Source organism: Streptomyces sp. 147326 (assembly GCF_045000215.1).
Lineage (GTDB): Bacteria > Actinomycetota > Actinomycetes > Streptomycetales > Streptomycetaceae > Streptomyces.
The window spans coordinates 3,868,947-3,885,605 of the sequence record NZ_CP134201.1 but is presented as its reverse complement, the minus strand read 5'-3'; the positions used below and the strand labels follow the sequence as shown (position 1 = coordinate 3,885,605).

The window sequence follows — 16,659 nt, the reverse complement described above, 5'->3', positions numbered from 1 at the left end:
GTCTATGTGAGTGATGCCATGTCAGAACCGCCGAACAGGCGGGGGCACCCCACTGGCCTGCCGGCTCAGGGCGGGCTCAGGCAGGCTCAGGCGGGTTCGGTGCGGTCGGCGACTTCGCGGCGTGATCCGGCAAGGGCACAAGGCCGCGCAAGGCCGCGCAAGCCGGGGCGGCCCCCCGTAGAGGGCCGCTCATCGTCGACGAAAGGCCAGGTCAGGGCCAGACCAGGCAGTACGGCTGGTGGCCCGCCTCGTGGAGGCGGTGGGAGAAGTCCTGCCACTCGTGGAGCAGCTGGTAGACGTTGAAGGCGTCGCTCGGGCCGCCGCGGTCCGGGACCGTGGACCAGATGAAGGCCGCCGCGCCCACCGACTCCTCGCCGATGCCGCGCAGTGGGTCGACCACCGTCATGGGGAGCTTGACCACCGCGTAGTCGGGGTGGAGGACGACCAGCTCCAGCGGCGGGACCTTGTGGAGGGGTATGCCCTCGATGCCGGTCAGGACCATCGCGGCCACCGTCTCCGGCTTGATCTTGGTGAAGAGGCCGCCCATGCCGAGCTCGTCGCCGCCGAGCTCCTCGGGCCGCATGGTGACCGGGACGCGGGCCGCCGTGGCTCCGTCGGGGGCGCCGAAGTACTTGTACGTCACACCCATGCCGCGGCCCCTGGGGAGGCCGTCCGGCGCTTCCGTCGGGTCCGGGACGGCGTCGGCCGCCTCGGTGGCACGGCGGCGGTGCTTGCCCCGCCGGCGGGCCTCGCGGGCTTCGCGGGCGCGCTGCGGATCGAGGCCGTCCGTACCCTCGCCCGGTCCACCACCGCGTTGCATATCTCCACCCGACTGGTCTTGCTTGCCCCGGCCCCGCGGCCCCCGCCACGCAGCCTGATCATCATGGCAGTGACCTCCCCCGCGGCGACGCGGTGAAACGCCCGTCCGCAAGTCTGTCGCGGCCTCTGAGACCATGGCTGGTGTGAGCTACCCGTACCCGTATGAAGCCCCAGTTTCGCAGACGCTCTTCGAGCGCGCCTCCCTCGTGACCCCCGGCGGCGTGAACTCTCCCGTGCGCGCCTTCCGCGCCGTGGGCGGTACGCCCCGGTTCATGGTGTCCGGCACCGGTCCGTACCTCACCGACGCCGACGGTCGCGAGTACGTCGACCTCGTGTGCTCGTGGGGACCGATGATCCTCGGCCATTCCCACCCCGAGGTGATCGCTGCCGTCCAGGCGGCCGTGGCCCGCGGCACCTCCTTCGGCACGCCCGGCGAGGGCGAGGTGGCGCTCGCCGAGGAGATCGTGGCGCGCATCGAGCCCGTCGAGCAGGTGCGGCTCGTCTCCTCCGGGACGGAGGCCACGATGTCGGCGATCCGCCTGGCGCGCGGTTTCACCGGCCGGGCCAAGGTCGTGAAGTTCGCCGGCTGCTACCACGGCCATGTGGACGCGCTGCTGGCCGCGGCCGGTTCCGGGCTCGCGACCTTCGCGCTGCCGGACACCCCCGGTGTGACGGGCGCGCAGGCCGGCGACACGATCGTCCTCCCCTACAACGACCTGGAAGCGGTCCGGGCGGCCTTCGCCGCGCACCCCGGCGAGATCGCCTGCGTGATCACCGAGGCCGCGCCCGGCAACATGGGCGTCGTGACCCCGGCCGAGGGCTTCAACCAGGGGCTCGCCGACCTCTGCCGCGAGAACGGCGCCCTGTACATCTCCGACGAGGTGATGACGGGCTTCCGTACCTCCCGCGCCGGCTGGTACGGCGTCGACGGGGTCAAGCCCGACCTGATGACCTTCGGCAAGGTCATGGGCGGCGGCTTCCCGGCGGCGGCCTTCGGCGGCCGCGCCGACGTCATGGGCCACCTCGCACCCGCCGGCCCGGTCTACCAGGCCGGCACCCTCTCCGGTAACCCGATCGCCACCGCCGCCGGCCTCGCGCAGCTGCGCCTGCTGGACGCGGCCGCGTACGAGAAGGTCGACGCGGTGTCGAAGGAGATCCAGGGCCTGGTCAGCGGGGCGCTGGCCAAGGAGGGTGTGGCGCACCGGCTGCAGACCGCGTCGAACATGTTCTCCGTCTTCTTCACCGAGGACGAGGTGCGCAACTACGACGACGCCAAGAAGCAGGAGAGCTTCCGCTTCAACGGCTTCTTCCACTCGATGCTGGCGCAGGGCGTCTACCTGCCGCCGTCCGCCTTCGAGTCCTGGTTCGTTTCCACCGCCCACGACGAGCGGGCGGTCGAGCGCATCGCGGCGGCGCTGCCCGCCGCCGCCCGAGCCGCCGCGGAGGCCACCGCATGAGCAGCAGCGAGATCACCGTCGTGCACCTGGTGCGCCACGGCGAGGTGCACAACCCGGACGGGGTCCTGTACGGGCGCCGCGAGGGCTACCACCTCTCCGAGCTGGGCCGGCAGATGGCGGACCGGGTCGCCGAGCACCTCAAGGGCCGCGACATCTCCTACGTGGTGTCCTCCCCGCTGGAGCGGGCGCAGGAGACGGCGGAGCCGATCGCCAAGGTCCACGGCCTGAGCCTGGCGACCGACGCCCGGCTGCTGGAGGCGGAGAACGTCTTCGAGGGCAAGACCTTCGGCGTCGGGGACGGCGCGCTGCGCAAGCCCGGCAACTGGAAGCACCTGACGAACCCGTTCAAGCCCTCCTGGGGCGAGCCGTACGTCGAACAGGTGGTCCGGATGATGAGCGCGCTGGAGGCCGCGCGCGACGCGGCCCGCGGCCACGAGGCGGTGGCGGTCAGCCACCAGCTGCCGATCTGGATCGTGCGCAGCTTCGCGGAGAAGCGCCGGCTGTGGCACGACCCGCGCCGCCGCCAGTGCACCCTCGCCTCGCTGACGTCCTTCACGTTCCAGGGCGACAAGCTGGTGTCGGTGGGCTACAGCGAGCCGGCCCGGGACCTGGTCCCGGCACACCTGCTGGCCGGGGCGAAGCCGGTGAAGGGTGCGTCCAAGGCGTTCGGCGCCTGACGGATCGTTACGCCGTCCGGCTTCTTGATCGACATTTCGTTACGAAGCGTTACAGCTTTACCTAAATAAATACAAGTTGCGCCGGGAATCACCCTTTCAGTGCCGCAAGTCGCTCCGAATTGTCCGTTTATATGGAATTCGACGTGAGCTTGCGAGGGACGACGGGGAGGGTGGCGTGCGCGACTTCAGTCGAAGGGGAGTGCTCGGACTCGGACTTGGGGCCGCCGCCGCGATGGGGATCGCGGGCTGCGGCTCACTCGGCAAGACCGAGCCCGGCACCCCCGGACCGATCAAGAACCCCAAGCCCGGCGGGAAGCCGGCGGCCAAGGTCATCGGCGACGGCTCCACCGCCGACACCGGCCCGCAGCCGAACCAGCCGGACAAGCCCGTACCCCTGCAGCCGGGCGAGACCCCGCCGCAGTTCGTCGTCTTCAGCTGGGACGGCGCGGGGGAGATCGGCAACGGACTCTTCCCGCGCTTCCTCAAGCTCGCCAGGGACCACGGCGCGGCCATGACCTTCTTCCTCTCCGGCATCTACCTGCTGCCCGAGTCGAAGCGGGCCCTCTACCAGCCGCCGAACAACCCGGTCGGCGCCTCGGACATCGGCTACCTCAAGGACGAGAACGTCCGCTCCACCCTCAAGTGCGTCCGCGAGGCCTGGCTCGACGGGCACGAAATAGGCACGCACTTCAACGGCCACTTCTGCGGCGGGTCCGGCTCCGTCGGCCGGTGGACCCCGGACGACTGGCAGAGCGAGATCGACCAGGCTGTGTCCTTCGTCACCAACTGGCGCACCCACACCGGTTTCACCGACCTCGACCCGCTGCCCTTCGACTACCGCAAGGAACTGGCCGGGGCCCGCACCCCCTGCCTCCTCGGCCGGGACAACCTGCTGCCCACCGCCCAGCGGCTGGGCTGGCGCTACGACTCCAGCTCGCCCGGCGGCCTCCAGGTCTGGCCGGTGCGCCGGTCCGGCGTCTGGGACCTGCCGCTGCAGTCCCTGCCCTTCCCCGGGCACTCCTTCGAGGTGCTGTCGATGGACTACAACATCCTCGCCAACCAGTCGAAGAACACCACGAGGGGCGTGCCCGCCAACTATCCGGCCTGGCGCAGCCAGGCCACGGCCACCTACCTCGGCGGCTTCCGCCGGGCCTACGAGACCAACCGTGCGCCGCTCTTCATCGGCAACCACTTCGAGGAGTGGAACGGCGGCATCTACATGGACGCCGTCGAGGAAGCCCTCAAGGGCATGGCGGACAAAAGGGATGTACGGCTCGTATCCTTCCGGCAGTTCACCGACTGGCTGGACGTCCAGGACCCCAAGGTGCTCGCCAGGCTCCGCGGTCTCGGCCCGGGCCGGTCACCGGCCGGCGGCTGGAACACGTACCTGACCGCGGCCTGACGACGGCCTGACCGCGGCCTGACCGCGGCCTGACGACGGCCTGACCGCGGCCTGACCGCGGCCTGACGACGGCCTGACGGTGGCCTGACCGCGGCCCGACCACTGGCCGGTCTGCGCCCGGCCATTGCCTGACCAGGGCATTGACATCCCCGCGGGGGGCGCGGTAGATCCGCGAATTGCTCATGCGAAACTTTTCACATGAGCCTTAGCCGCGCTGCTGTCCGTCGAAGTAGCCGCCGCTCGACCAGCGGCCGCGCCACCCTGCCAGTCCTGACTGCGGTGACCGTCGCGGGCGTCATGGCCCTGACGTCCTGCAGCGGCTCGGACGGCGGCAAGACGACCTCCACCGGTGGCAACTACGTCACGGGCGCGACCGGCATCACCACCGCCGCCAAGGGGGAGCGCACCGAGGCCCCCAAGCTCGACGGCGAGACCGTCGACGGCAAGACCCTCGACACCACCACCCTCAAGGGCAAGGTCGTCGTCCTCAACGTCTGGGGTTCCTGGTGCCCGCCGTGCCGCGCCGAGGCCCCCGCCTTCGCGAAGGTCTCCAAGGAGCTGGCCGACGCCGGCAAGGACGTCGCGTTCGTCGGCATCAACACCCGCGACCTCAGCGCGCAGAACGCGGTCTCCTTCGAGGAGACCTTCGGGATCACCTACCCGAGCCTCTACGACCCCGCCGGGAAGCTGATACTGCGCTTCCCCAAGGGCACGCTCAACCCGAACGCGATCCCCTCCACGATCATCCTCGACAGGGAGGGCAAGATCGCCGCCCGCACCCTGGCCCCGCTGGGCGAGGAGCAACTGCGCTCGATGATCGACCCGATCCTCGCGGAGCAGTGACCTCGTGGTCGACTACGTGCTCGCCGCCGAGGCGGCCGGCGTGAACACCACCGTGATGAGCGGGGCGCTGCTGCTGGCCCTGCCCATCTCGGTGCTCGCCGGGCTCGTCTCCTTCTTCTCGCCCTGCGTGCTCCCGCTGGTCCCCGGCTACCTCTCCTACGTGACCGGCGTCAGCGGAGCCGACCTCGCCGAGGCGCGACGCGGGCGGATGCTGGCGGGCGCGGCCCTGTTCATCGCCGGCTTCACCGCCGTCTTCGTCTCCACCGGCGCGCTCTTCGGCTACTTCGGGGAGACCCTCCGGGAGAACAACGAGATCATCTCCCGGGTCCTGGGCGGCCTGGTGATCGTTCTCGGCCTCTTCTTCATGGGCGCGATACCGGGTCTGACGATGCGGGAGTTCCGCTTCCACAAGAAGCCGACGGCGGGCCTGCTCGGCGCCCCGCTGCTCGGCGTGCTCTTCGGCGTCGGCTGGACCCCCTGCATGGGTCCGACCCTCGCGGCCGTCACCACGCTCTCCCTCGACCAGGCGAGCGCCGGCCGGGGCGCGCTGCTGACCGTCGCCTACTGCCTCGGACTCGGCCTGCCGTTCATCCTCACCGCGATCGCGTTCCGCAAGGCGCTCGGCGCGTTCGGCTGGGTGAAGAAGCACTATGCGTGGGTGATGCGCATCGGCGGAGGCATGCTGATCCTGACCGGTCTGCTGCTCGTCACAGGAATGTGGGCCAGCATCGTCAGCGACATGCAGAGCTGGACCCAAAGCTTCACGGTGGGGATCTGAGGACTACACGGACATGAGTACGACTGACAAGGCACCCTCCGAGGCGTCGCCCGAGTCCGCCGCCGCGGACGCCACCGAGTCCGCCGCCGCGGACCCCGCGGAGGCCGTGGCCGGAGCCCAGCTCTCCACCGCCCCCCTGGAGGACAGCCCCACCGGGCCGGCCGCCGGCATCGGCGTGATCGGCTGGGCCCGCTGGTTCTGGCGGCAGCTCACCTCCATGCGGGTGGCGCTGATCCTGCTCTTCCTGCTGTCCCTGGGAGCCATCCCCGGCTCCCTCATCCCACAGAGCAACGTCGACGAGTCGAAGGTCATCGACTGGAAGCGGACCCACGGGTCCTGGGTGACCGTCGCCGAGAAGCTCCAGCTCTTCGACGTATACAGCTCGGTGTGGTTCTCCGCGATCTACCTGCTGCTGTTCATCTCGCTGGTCGGCTGCATCCTGCCGCGCTCCTGGCAGTTCGTCGGCCAGCTCCGCGGCCGTCCGCCGGGCGCCCCCAAGCGGCTCGACCGGCTCCCCGCCCACACCACCTGGCGCACCGGGAAGACCCCGGACGAGGTCCTCTCGTACGCCACGGCGGTGCTCCGCGGGCGGCGCTTCCGGACCGAGGCGGGCGAGGGGCACGTCGCGGCGGAGAAGGGCTACCTCCGCGAGGCCGGCAACCTGATCTTCCACGTCGCGCTGATCGTGATGCTGGTGGCCTTCGCCTGGGGCCAGTACTTCAAGTCCGAGGGCGGCAAGCTGGTCCTGCGGGGCACCGGCTTCTCGAACACGCTCACCCAGTACGACGACTTCAAGGCCGGCACCCTCTTCCACCCCGACGACCTGCCGCCGTTCAGCTTCACGCTGGACCGGTTCGACGCGACGTACGAGCTGACCGGCCCGCAGAAGGGCACCCCGCGCGACTTCAAGGCGTACGTCACCTTCAGCGACGGCGCCCACGGCAGGCCGCAGAAGCGCGAGATCCAGGTCAACAAGCCCCTCCAGGTCGACGGCTCCAAGGTCTACCTGCTGGGTCACGGCTACGCGCCGATCATCTCGGTGACCGACCCCACCGGCAAGGTGATCTTCAAGGACGCCGTGCCGATGCTCCCGCAGGACTCCAACCTGACCTCCACCGGAGCGATCAAGGTCACCGACGGCTACAAGGACAAGAACGGCAAGCAGGAGCAGCTCGGCTTCAACGCCGTCTTCGTGCCGACCTACGCCGGCGAGGGCCAGGGCACGATGTTCTCCCAGTTCCCGGCCGTGCTCCAGCCGCGGCTCATGCTCAACGCCTGGCACGGCAGCCTCGGCGTGGACTCGGGCCTGCCGCAGAACGTGTACGTGCTCAAGACGGACAAGATGCAGTCCTTCAAGGACGAGTCCGGCGAGGCGTTCAAGCAGAAGCTCTCGCTCGGCGACACGATGACCCTGCCGGACGGCGCGGGCACCGTGAAGTTCGAGGGCATCGAGCGGTGGGCCACCTTCTCCGTCACCCACCAGCCCGGCAGCGGCCTCGCCCTCGCCGGCGCGATCGCCGCCATCGCGGGCCTGGCCGGATCCCTGTTCATCCAGCGCCGCCGGATCTGGGTCCGCGCGGTGGCCGGCCCGGACGGCGTGACCGTCGTCGAAATGGCGGGTCTGGGCCGCAGCGAGTCCGCCAGGCTCCCGCAGGAGCTGGCGGCCCTCGCCGCCGCGCTGCACCAGCAGGCGCCGACCGCGCCCGCCGCACTTGCCGAACCACGTGTCGAAGAAACCCCTGAAGGAGAGCGCGGATGACGCCGCTCGCAGCCGCAGCCAATGAGAATCTGGCTCAGATCAGCAACTACCTGATCTATTCGTCGATGGCGGTCTACACGCTCGCCTTCTTCGCGCACATCGCCGAGTGGACCTTCGGCAGCCGCAGCAAGGTGGCCCGTACGGCCGCCGCGCTGACCGGCGCGGCGGGGTCCCAGGACGCGCCCGCCGTGCAGGTCCGAGGCAAGGGCGGCGGCACGGCCGTCCTCGACCAGCCGAAGGTCGTCACCCGCTCGGCCGCCGGTACCCGCGACGTGCCGGACGGCCCCGGAGCCGGCGGCGGCACCGTGCAGGGCGACCTCTACGGCCGGATCGCGATCTCGCTGACCGCGCTCGCCTTCCTCATCGAGGCGGGCGGCGTCGTCGCCCGCGCGATGTCGGTGCAGCGGGCCCCGTGGGGCAACATGTACGAGTTCTCGATCACCTTCTCCACGGTGGCCGTCGGCACGTACCTGGCGCTGCTCGCCCTGAAGAAGAACGTCCGCTGGCTCGGCCTGATCCTGGTCACCAGCGTGCTGCTGGACCTCGGCATCGCCGTCAAGATCCTCTACACCGACAGCGACCAGCTGGTCCCGGCCCTGCACTCGTACTGGCTGTGGATCCACGTCTCCACCGCGATCTTCTGCGGCGCCGTCTTCTACATCGGCGCGGCCGGCGCGGTCCTCTACCTCTTCCGCGACGCCTACGAGGGCCGGCTCGCGAACGGCCGGACCGCGGGGAAGTTCTACGCGTCCGTCATGGAGCGGCTGCCCTCCGCGGCCTCGCTCGACAAGTTCTCGTACCGGATCAACGCGGCCGTCTTCCCGCTGTGGACCTTCACGATCATCGCGGGCGCGATCTGGGCGGGCGACGCCTGGGGCCGGTACTGGAACTGGGACCCCAAGGAGGTCTGGTCCTTCGTGACCTGGGTGGCGTACGCCTGCTACCTGCACGCCCGCGCCACCGCAGGCTGGAAGGGCCGCAAGGCCGCGTACCTCGCGCTCTTCGCCTTCGCCTGCTGGATCTGGAACTACTACGGCGTGAACATGTTCCTCAACGGCCTGCACTCCTACTCGGGCGTCTGACCGGCGGGAGTGGGACGCTGGTGGCATGTCTCTCGTGAGCCACGCCACCAGCGAGCGCCGCGGCGAGGACCGCTGGCTGCTCCGCTTCGAGCTGCACCTGCCGTACTCCTACGCGGCGCTCTGGCCCGCCCTGACCACGCCGGACGGGCTGCGTGGCTGGCTGGCCGCGGCGGACGTCCTGGAGCGCAGGCTCGGCGGGGCGGTCACGCTGCGCTGGCTGAACACCGGCACCGTGGCGACCGGGCGGATCACCGCCTGGGACGTCGAACGGGTCGCGGAGTACACGGTCACCGAGCACGGACGGATCCGCTTCCACCTGGAGGCGGTCGGGACCGATTCGACGGTGATCCGGTTCGTGAACGAGCGCGGCGGGCCGGAGGACGAGCGCCTCGACTGCCTGGCCGGCTGGCACGAGCACTTCGAGCTGCTGGAATCCGCGCTGGGCGGGCGGCCGGCGAACTGGGCGGCCTGGACGGACGCCCGCTGGTCGCAGCTGCGCGACGCCTACGCCTCCTTCACCAGGGCGTGAGCCGCCAGGGCCTGAGCAGACCGGGTCTGAGCTGCCAGGGTCTCAGCTGCCAGGGCCTGAGCTGCCGCCGCCCTCACCACACCGGGCGCAGTGGCGGCAGGCCGCCGTCCCCGTGGAGCGCGCGCACGAGGCGCCCGAGCTCCTGGCGCAGGACCGTGAGGTCGGCGCTGCCGGCCAGTTCGGCCTCCAGCTCGTGCAGGATCCGGCCCGCGACGCCGAGGTGGGTGTGGGCCGCCGGGGTCAGCACCACCAGTTTGCGGCGGCCTCCCCCGGGGTGCGGCTCGCGCCGCACGTAGCCGCGTTTCTCCAGGTCGTCGACGATCTGCCCGGCGGCCTGCTTGGTCACCCCGAGCCGTTCGGCGAGCTCGGTGGCGGTGGCGCCGGGGCCCTTCAGGGCCTGGAAGGCCATGCCGTGCAGGGGGCGCAGGTCCGCGTATCCGGCCTCGGCGACGCGCCGGGTGAACTCGCCCAGCATCAGCTGGAAGCCCAGCCCGAGCAGGAAGGTCAGCTCGACGCCCTCGTTCTCGTCTCTCGTCACGCAAATATGGTGACACGACTGAGTCAAGCTGCTTTACTCACCCCTGTCGAGTAAAGCAGCTTGACTCAGTCGCGCCGAAAGACGAGGACCGCCTTGCACGTCATCACCGTTTCGCCCGAGCACGTCACCGCCACCCCGAACGCCACCATGACCGGCCACGCCGCCCCCAGCCGCGGCAGCTCCGAGCTCAGCACCTGGCACGTCGACATGGCCGCCGGCATCACCGGACCCGAGCACTCCGTCAACCGCGAGCAGGTCTGGCTGCTCACCGCCGGCTCCCTGGAGGTCACCTGCGACGGCCGCACCGAGAAGGTCGCCGCCGGCCAGACCCTGGTCCTTCCGCCCGACGTACTGCGCCGGATCCACGCCTGCGAGCACTTCGAGGCGTACGTGGCCATGCGCGCCGACGGGGTGGTCACCGTCCCGGGCACCGAGGGCACCCGCGTCCTGCCCTGGGCGCAGTGACCCGAAGGGGTCGGGAGCGCGCGGTCGCCGCACCGGGTGCCGGGGCGCCCGCCCCGGCCACCACCCGGCCGGCGCCCGCCCCGGCCACCACCCGGCCGGCGCCCGCCCCGGCCACCACCCGGCCGGCGCCCGCCCCGGCCACCACCCGGCCGGCGCCCGCCCCGGCCACCACCCGGCCGGCGCCCGCCCCGGCCACCACCCGGCCGGCGCCCGCCCCGGCCACCACCCGGCCGGCGCCCGCCCCGGCCACCACCCGGCCGGCGCCCGCCCGCCGCAGCCCCGGCACGCTGACGGCCGCCGCCACGAACGGGACGAGCAGCGCGGCCCGGTACCCCTCCAGCGGCACGGCGAAGGAGGCCGACACCGCCGTCACCGCCGACAGCCCGAGCGCCGCCCCGAACGGGAAGGCCGTGTAGAGCAGCCCGCCCGCGAGCCCCCACCGGGGCATCGCCGCCGCCCTCGAACGGGCCGCGGCCACCGCCCGCGCCGCCGACGGCGTCCTGCACGTCGGCTTCACCACCCCGCCCACCGGGGAGCTCGTCCTCAAGGCGGCCGAGGCCCTGCGCGCCACCCACCCCGGCCGGGCGGCGCATCCGCGCGGGCCCGAGGTGACGAACATGCAGGAGGCGCTGATGCTGGTCGCGGCCGGCCGGGGCGCGCTGCTCACGGCCGCCCACACGGCGACGTACCACGCCCGCCCGGGCGTCTCCTACGTCCCCTTCACGGACGCCGAGCCGGTCGGCTACGGCCTGGTCTGGCGCGCGGCCGACAACTCGGGCGCCGTACGCGCCTTCGCGCGCGCCGCGCTGAAAGCCTCCGGCCGAAACGTTCCTGCCTGAGGCACGATTGGAACCGTGATCTCCGAAGACGAACCCAAGAGACTTGCGGACCAGAAGAGTTGGCGGGCGACGACGCTCCCGCTCGGGATAGGCGCGGTCGCGCTGCTGGCGGGTGTTCTCCTGATGCTGGTGCCCGTACGGACCGCCGACGCGGCCGCCCGCGACTTCGCCACCGCGCAGGTCTGTGCCCCCGGCCTGCCGCCGCGCGTGGAGGCGCAGTGCCGGAGCTCGGTCCCGGCGACGCTGGAGCGGTACTGGACGAGCGGGGGCCTCTCCAGGACCGAGCACATCGAGGTCGTGCGCGGTGACGGGAAGAGGCAGCGCGTCGACCTGGAGCAGGACTTCCACCGGACGGTCCCCGCGGGGGGCGAGGCGGTGCGGCTGGTCAGCTGGCGCGGCGAGGTCCGGTACGTCACCTACGGCCCCGGGTACGCGCACACCGCCTTCACCGAGGCGAATCCGTACTTCGCCTACGCGGTGCCGTTCGGCTGGGGGGCGCTGCTGCTGGTCCTCGGGCCGCTCCTGATCTGGATCGGCTCCTGGCAGCGCTGGCTGTCCCACCGCTCCCGGCGGGCCGACCCCTGGCAGGTCGGGGTGCCCACCGTGACCCTGATCCTCCTGGCCGTGGGGGTGCTGGGCCTGCCCACGGTCGGGGACGTCCGGATCGAGGAGGCCCTGACCGTGAGCGGCGCCGGCGCCGGGCTCGCCGTCCTCGTCATCGGCGCCGTCTGGCTCTACCAGCGGGTGCGCGGCGAGAGCGACACGATCGAGGTGGCGCCGCGCCGTGACGGGCGGGTTCACGTCATCGACGCCCAGGTCCTGGGGGACAACACGTTCTTGGGCCCCAAGCCCTACCTCGTGGTGGCCCCGGGGGTGCTGGCCTTCACCACCGACCCGACCGGGAGCTACGGCCGCACCCCGCTGCCCTCCGGGCTGGTGCTGGAGAGGGTCCGGCCCGTCTTCGCCTCGGACCCCGGCGCCAAGGACCTGTACGTCGGCCGTTCCCCGCGCCCGTACCTGGTGGCCCAGTGCCGGGACGGGGAACGCGAAGTGCTCATCGCCGTCCAACGCAAGAACATGCGGTGGCTGGTCGGCGCCCTGCCGCAGGGGGACCCGGCGGCCGCGGCGGACAGGGCCTAGTCCTGGTCCTGGCCCTTGTCCTTCTCGTCTTTCCTGTCCTTGTTCTCCTGCTCGTCGCGCAGGGACTTCAGGAACTCCGGGTTGTCGTCGGGCGCGACCCACTGGGTCCGCCCCCGGCCGCCGCGCCCGCCACCGCCGACGGCCGAGCGCTTCTTGCCCGCGAACAGCCAGACCACCGGTCCCACGATGGAGAAGAGCAGGATGATGATCACCCACACCACCTTGGGAAGGTGCTTGACGTCTTCCTCGGGCGTGTTCAGGCAGTCGATGAAGGCATAGATGGTCAGCGCGAGGATCAGCAGGAACGGCAGATAGCGCAGCACGGTGTGGAACCGACTCCCCGGCAGTGACGGCAGGCCCGCTCGGGCCCCGGTGACACCTCCAGAGTAGTTGGTGACGGATACTTGCCCCTATGGCTTACGACGATCTCCGCTCGCTGCTCCGGGCTCTGGAGCGGGAGGGCGACCTCAAGCGCATCAAGGCCGAAGTCGACCCGTACCTGGAGGTCGGGGAGATCGTCGACAGAGTGAACAAGGCGGGGGGCCCGGCCCTCCTCTTCGAGAACGTCAAGGGCTCGGCCATGCCGCTGGCCATGAACGTCTTCGGGACCGACCGCCGCCTGTTGAAGGCCCTCGGCCTGAAGTCGTACGGCGAGATCAGCGAGAAGATCGGCGGCCTGCTCAAGCCGGAACTGCCGCAGGGCTTCATCGGGGTCCGCGAGGCCTTCGGCAAGCTCGGCTCGATGGTCCACGTGCCGCCGAAGAAGGTGAAGGGCGACTCCGCGCCCGTCCAGGAGGTCGTCCTCACCGGCGACGACGTGGACCTCGACCAGCTGCCGGCGCTCTTCACGTGGCCCAAGGACGGCGGGTCCTTCTTCAACCTCGGCCTGACCCACACCAAGCACCCCGAGACGGGCGTGCGCAACCTCGGCCTCTACCGCCTCCAGCGCCACGACAAGCGCACCATCGGCATGCACTGGCAGATCCACAAGGACAGCCGCAACCACTACGCCGTCGCCGCCAAGCGCGGCGAGCGGCTGCCGGTCGCGATCGCCTTCGGCTGCCCGCCCGCGGTGACGTACGCGTCCACCGCGCCGCTGCCGGGCGACATCGACGAGTACCTCTTCGCCGGCTTCGTCGCCGGCAAGCGGATCGAGATGGTCGACTGCAAGACCGTCCCGCTGCAGGTCCCGGCCAACGCCGAGGTCGTGATCGAGGGCTGGCTGGAGCCCGGCGAGATGCTTCCGGAGGGTCCCTTCGGCGACCACACCGGCTTCTACACCCCGCAGGAGCCGTTCCCGGCCCTGAAGATCGACTGCGTGACGATGCGCAGGCGTCCGCTGCTCCAGTCGATCGTCGTCGGCCGGCCGCCGACCGAGGACGGGCCGCTGGGGCGGGCCACGGAGCGGTTCTTCCTCCCCCTCCTCAAGATCATCGTTCCGGACATCGTGGACTACCACCTGCCCGAGTCGGGCGGCTTCCACAACTGCGCGATCGTCTCGATCGACAAGAAGTACCCCAAGCACGCGCAGAAGGTCATGCACGCCATCTGGGGCGCGCACATGATGTCGCTGACCAAGCTGATCATCGTGGTGGACGCCGACTGCGACGTCCACGACCTGCACGAGGTGTCCTGGCGGGCGCTCGGCAACACGGACTACTCCCGCGACCTCACCGTCGTCGAGGGGCCGGTGGACCACCTGGACCACGCCTCGTACCAGCAGTTCTGGGGCGGCAAGGCGGGCATCGACGCGACGAAGAAGCTGCCCGAGGAGGGCTACACCCGCGACGGCGGCTGGCCCGACATGGTCGAGTCCGACCCGGCGACCGCCGCCCTCGTGGACCGCCGCTGGAAGGAGTACGGCCTGTGAGCGACGCGATGGGTGGACCGGCGCTCTTCATCGGCGGCGACACGACGTTCGTGCTCCTCGTGCGCCCGGAGCTCGACCCGTCGGACGCGGGCGTCCGGGCGGCCGCCGAGCAGGCGGGCGTCTCGGCCGAGGAGTTCGCGGGCCCGGGCAACGTGTGGGCCCTGGTGCTGGACGACGACTTCGAGTGCGACGGCGGCTTCGAGCTGCCGGGTCTGCGCGACGCCGAGGTCGACGACTTCGCGGAGCGGCTGCAGGCCGCGCTGGGCGCCGGCGGGCCGTTCACCGTCGAAGCCGGCGCCGTGCTCCGACTCGACGCCCGCCCGGAGGGCGAGGGCTACGTGTTCACGGCGCACGCCACCCCGCCCGAGCCCGAGGGCGCGCCCACGGTCTCCCTGCAGACGGGCACGATCCCCCGCGCGACCCTGCTGACCGACCTAGAGGACTTCCGCAGGAGCCTTGCGTGACCCCGAGACTGCGGATCGGTGGCGACGAGGTCTGGGTCGCGCTCACCGCTCCCGAGCGGCCGTCCGACGAGTGGCGGATCACCGCCGACCGGGGCGGCGAGTTCACCGCGGACTTCGGGGCGTACGTGGAAGCCGAGGAGGTCACCGCCTTCGCGGAGGGCCTGCTGGCCCGCACCCGTACGGCCGGAACCGAGGCCTTCCGGGCCGAGGTGAGCGAGGGCCGCGGCAACCCCCTGCAGCTGTCCGCCACCCCGGTCGGCGACGACGCCCTCGCGTTCATGGTCCGGCTGACCCCGTTGGGACACGACCAGACCAATCACCTCGACATGGAGATAGGGCCGGTACCGCTCGACGGGCTGGGGGCCGAACTCGACCAGTTCCGGAGGGATCTCGCATGATGACCACCGCCGAGGGCGTCCTCGGACCCGGCCCCACGCCGGAGGCGAGCGGCAAGGTCAAGGCCTTCCTGCGGCTCGTGATGATCGAGCACTCGGTCTTCGCGCTGCCCTTCGCCTACATCGCGGCGCTCACCGCCATGTTCCAGCTCGACCGGAACGTGCACTGGGGCAAGCTGCTCCTCGTCACCGTCTGCATGGTGGGGCTGCGGACCTTCGCGATGGCGGCCAACCGGATCATCGACCGCGAGATCGACGCCCGTAACCCGCGCACGGCCGGCCGCGAGCTGGTCACCGGCGCGGTGTCGGTCCGCGCGGCCTGGACCGGCGCCGGGATCGCGCTCCTCGTCTTCCTCGGCTCGGCCGCGCTGCTGAACCCGCTCTGCCTGATGCTGGCGCCCGTCGCGGTGATCCCGATGGTGGTGTACCCGTACGGCAAGCGGTTCACGAACTTCCCGCACGCCATCCTGGGCCTGGCCCAAGCCATAGGGCCGATCGGGGCCTGGCTGGCCGTCACCGGCGAGTGGTCCTGGGACGCGGTGATCCTGGGCCTGGCGGTGGGCGTGTGGATCGGCGGCTTCGACCTCATCTTCGGCTCCCAGGACGTGGCCTCGGACCGCGCGGACGGCGTCAAGTCCGTCCCGGCCCGCTTCGGCGTCCCGGCCGCCCTCTGGGGCGCCCGCGGCGCGCACGTCGTGACCGCGGCCCTGCTGGCCTGGTACGCCCTCGCCACCGACGCGGGCCCGCTGTTCTGGGCGGGCCTGGCGATCGTCGTCATCGCCTTCTTCTACGAGCACACCATCGTGACCCCGCACGACCTGTCCCGCCTGAACCGCGCCTTCTTCACGGTCAACGGCTTCATCGGCATTGCCCTGTTCGTGTGCGCCCTGCTGGATCTCGTGCTCCGGGGTCTGACCTTCTGAGGAGGCCGGCCTGCCCGTGGATCCCTCTGCCGTCAGCCCGTGAGGACGGGCCTGCGGCGTGCCGGGCGGCGGTAGAACAGGGCCGTCAGCACGCCGCCGACCAGGCCGCAGAGGTGGCCCTGCCAGCTGACGCCCGAGTCCGTCGGGAGGATGCCCGTCACGATCGTGCCGCCCCAGACGGCCGCTATGCCCACGGCGACGGCGACGCCCGGCACCTTGCGCTCCACGAAGCCGCGGACCAGCAGGTAGCCGAAGAGGCCGAAGACGACGCCCGAGGCGCCCAGGGTCATGGTGTTGGGCGGGGAGACCAGCCAGGTGCCGATGCCGTCCGCCAGCATGATCAGCCCGCAGACCGCGAGGAAGCGCCGGATCCCGGACAGGGCCGCTGTGAAACCGAGGACCAGCAGCGGAACGCTGTTGGAGGCGACGTGGTCGAAGCCGAGGTGGAGGAAGGACCCGGTGACGACGCCCGTCAGGCTGTCCGGGTCGCGGGCCACGGTCCCGTACGCGTCCAGCGCGTGCCCGGTGACGTGGTCGACGGCCTCCAGGACCCACAGCAGTGCCACCCAGCCCAGCATGAGCTTCGCGGCCGCCTTCGCCCGGTCGCTCTGCCGCCACTCGCCCTGATGCACCGTCGTGCTCGTCGTGCTCATCGTGTCCGTTCCCCCTCGTAGCGCCC

General features: G+C 71.3%; 20 protein-coding genes. 15 read left to right on the top strand and 5 right to left on the bottom strand.

The genetic code is table 11. The annotated features are described in order from the left end of the window. Positions 1 to 211: 211 nt before the first annotated feature. Positions 212 to 820, bottom strand: a complete 609-nt coding sequence (locus RIU97_RS17330; protein WP_404957747.1) for a hypothetical protein — start codon at positions 818 to 820, stop codon at positions 212 to 214. Positions 821 to 953: 133 nt separating this feature from the next. Between RIU97_RS17330 and hemL the strand changes: the two genes are divergently transcribed. The 8 genes from hemL to RIU97_RS17290 all read left to right on the top strand — a co-directional run bounded on the left by hemL (position 954) and on the right by RIU97_RS17290 (position 9,346). Further along, on the top strand, positions 954 to 2,276 hold the full coding sequence (gene hemL / locus RIU97_RS17325; RefSeq protein ID WP_404957745.1) for a glutamate-1-semialdehyde 2,1-aminomutase: 1,323 nt from the start codon (positions 954 to 956) through the stop codon (positions 2,274 to 2,276). Then, positions 2,273 to 2,953: a histidine phosphatase family protein gene (locus RIU97_RS17320; protein ID WP_404957743.1), complete on the top strand. Its 681-nt coding sequence runs from the start codon at positions 2,273 to 2,275 to the stop codon at positions 2,951 to 2,953. Before hemL ends, RIU97_RS17320 begins: the two co-directional genes overlap by 4 nt. Positions 2,954 to 3,128: 175 nt before the next feature. Beyond that, on the top strand, positions 3,129 to 4,355 hold the full coding sequence (locus tag RIU97_RS17315; protein WP_404957741.1) for a hypothetical protein: 1,227 nt from the start codon (positions 3,129 to 3,131) through the stop codon (positions 4,353 to 4,355). A gap of 198 nt (positions 4,356 to 4,553) precedes the next feature. Beyond that, the gene (locus tag RIU97_RS17310) at positions 4,554 to 5,198 is read left to right on the top strand and encodes a TlpA family protein disulfide reductase (protein WP_404957739.1); all 645 of its coding nucleotides are present in this window, start codon (positions 4,554 to 4,556) and stop codon (positions 5,196 to 5,198) included. Positions 5,199 to 5,253: 55 nt separating this feature from the next. Continuing rightward, on the top strand, positions 5,254 to 5,976 hold the full coding sequence (locus tag RIU97_RS17305) for a cytochrome c biogenesis CcdA family protein (protein WP_404962866.1): 723 nt from the start codon (positions 5,254 to 5,256) through the stop codon (positions 5,974 to 5,976). 13 nt (positions 5,977 to 5,989) lie between these two features. Beyond that, entirely contained in the window at positions 5,990 to 7,735 is a 1,746-nt protein-coding gene (locus tag RIU97_RS17300) for a cytochrome c biogenesis protein ResB (protein WP_404957737.1), read from the top strand. Beyond that, positions 7,732 to 8,817, top strand: coding sequence for a c-type cytochrome biogenesis protein CcsB (gene ccsB / locus RIU97_RS17295; RefSeq protein ID WP_404957735.1), 1,086 nt, complete (start codon positions 7,732 to 7,734; stop codon positions 8,815 to 8,817). The genes RIU97_RS17300 and ccsB overlap by 4 nt, the downstream gene beginning before the upstream one ends. A gap of 25 nt (positions 8,818 to 8,842) precedes the next feature. Beyond that, complete coding sequence (locus RIU97_RS17290; RefSeq protein ID WP_404957733.1) at positions 8,843 to 9,346, top strand: SRPBCC domain-containing protein; 504 nt, start codon at positions 8,843 to 8,845, stop codon at positions 9,344 to 9,346. Between the two features lie 73 nt (positions 9,347 to 9,419). Here the strand turns inward: RIU97_RS17290 and RIU97_RS17285 are convergent, their stop codons facing one another. Then, positions 9,420 to 9,884, bottom strand: coding sequence for a MarR family winged helix-turn-helix transcriptional regulator (locus tag RIU97_RS17285; protein WP_404957731.1), 465 nt, complete (start codon positions 9,882 to 9,884; stop codon positions 9,420 to 9,422). Positions 9,885 to 9,977: 93 nt separating this feature from the next. Here RIU97_RS17285 and RIU97_RS17280 point away from each other — a divergent pair, with 93 nt between their 5' ends. Next, positions 9,978 to 10,349, top strand: a complete 372-nt coding sequence (locus tag RIU97_RS17280; RefSeq protein ID WP_404957728.1) for an AraC family ligand binding domain-containing protein — start codon at positions 9,978 to 9,980, stop codon at positions 10,347 to 10,349. Here RIU97_RS17280 and RIU97_RS17275 read toward each other — a convergent pair. Then, positions 10,300 to 10,968, bottom strand: a complete 669-nt coding sequence (locus RIU97_RS17275) for a calcium-binding protein (protein WP_404957726.1) — start codon at positions 10,966 to 10,968, stop codon at positions 10,300 to 10,302. The two genes, RIU97_RS17280 and RIU97_RS17275, sit on opposite strands and share 50 nt — an antisense overlap. Between RIU97_RS17275 and RIU97_RS17270 the strand changes: the two genes are divergently transcribed. Both RIU97_RS17270 and RIU97_RS17265 read left to right on the top strand, forming a co-directional pair. Beyond that, positions 10,967 to 11,188 carry a hypothetical protein gene (locus tag RIU97_RS17270; protein ID WP_404957724.1) on the top strand — a complete coding sequence of 74 codons (222 nt, stop codon included), beginning with the start codon at positions 10,967 to 10,969 and terminating at the stop codon, positions 11,186 to 11,188. The genes RIU97_RS17275 and RIU97_RS17270 overlap by 2 nt on opposite strands. 15 nt (positions 11,189 to 11,203) lie before the next feature. After that, complete coding sequence (locus RIU97_RS17265; RefSeq protein ID WP_404957722.1) at positions 11,204 to 12,328, top strand: hypothetical protein; 1,125 nt, start codon at positions 11,204 to 11,206, stop codon at positions 12,326 to 12,328. Here the strand turns inward: RIU97_RS17265 and RIU97_RS17260 are convergent. Beyond that, the gene (locus RIU97_RS17260) at positions 12,325 to 12,651 is read right to left on the bottom strand and encodes a PLD nuclease N-terminal domain-containing protein (protein ID WP_404957720.1); all 327 of its coding nucleotides are present in this window, start codon (positions 12,649 to 12,651) and stop codon (positions 12,325 to 12,327) included. The two genes, RIU97_RS17265 and RIU97_RS17260, sit on opposite strands and share 4 nt — an antisense overlap. A gap of 89 nt (positions 12,652 to 12,740) precedes the next feature. On the opposite strand from RIU97_RS17260, the gene RIU97_RS17255 reads away from it, so the two are divergent. The 4 genes from RIU97_RS17255 to mqnP are packed head-to-tail and all read left to right on the top strand — an operon-like array spanning position 12,741 to position 15,980. After that, complete coding sequence (locus tag RIU97_RS17255) at positions 12,741 to 14,198, top strand: menaquinone biosynthesis decarboxylase (protein WP_383574776.1); 1,458 nt, start codon at positions 12,741 to 12,743, stop codon at positions 14,196 to 14,198. Continuing rightward, the gene (locus tag RIU97_RS17250; RefSeq protein WP_404957718.1) at positions 14,195 to 14,662 is read left to right on the top strand and encodes a hypothetical protein; all 468 of its coding nucleotides are present in this window, start codon (positions 14,195 to 14,197) and stop codon (positions 14,660 to 14,662) included. Before RIU97_RS17255 ends, RIU97_RS17250 begins: the two co-directional genes overlap by 4 nt. Next, positions 14,659 to 15,060 carry a hypothetical protein gene (locus RIU97_RS17245; protein ID WP_404957716.1) on the top strand — a complete coding sequence of 134 codons (402 nt, stop codon included), beginning with the start codon at positions 14,659 to 14,661 and terminating at the stop codon, positions 15,058 to 15,060. The genes RIU97_RS17250 and RIU97_RS17245 overlap by 4 nt, the downstream gene beginning before the upstream one ends. After that, the gene (gene mqnP, locus RIU97_RS17240) at positions 15,057 to 15,980 is read left to right on the top strand and encodes a menaquinone biosynthesis prenyltransferase MqnP (RefSeq protein WP_404957714.1); all 924 of its coding nucleotides are present in this window, start codon (positions 15,057 to 15,059) and stop codon (positions 15,978 to 15,980) included. Before RIU97_RS17245 ends, mqnP begins: the two co-directional genes overlap by 4 nt. A gap of 32 nt (positions 15,981 to 16,012) precedes the next feature. On the opposite strand, the gene RIU97_RS17235 is transcribed toward mqnP, so the two are convergent. Then, positions 16,013 to 16,633 carry a rhomboid family intramembrane serine protease gene (locus RIU97_RS17235; protein WP_404957712.1) on the bottom strand — a complete coding sequence of 207 codons (621 nt, stop codon included), beginning with the start codon at positions 16,631 to 16,633 and terminating at the stop codon, positions 16,013 to 16,015. Positions 16,634 to 16,659: the final 26 nt, after the last annotated feature.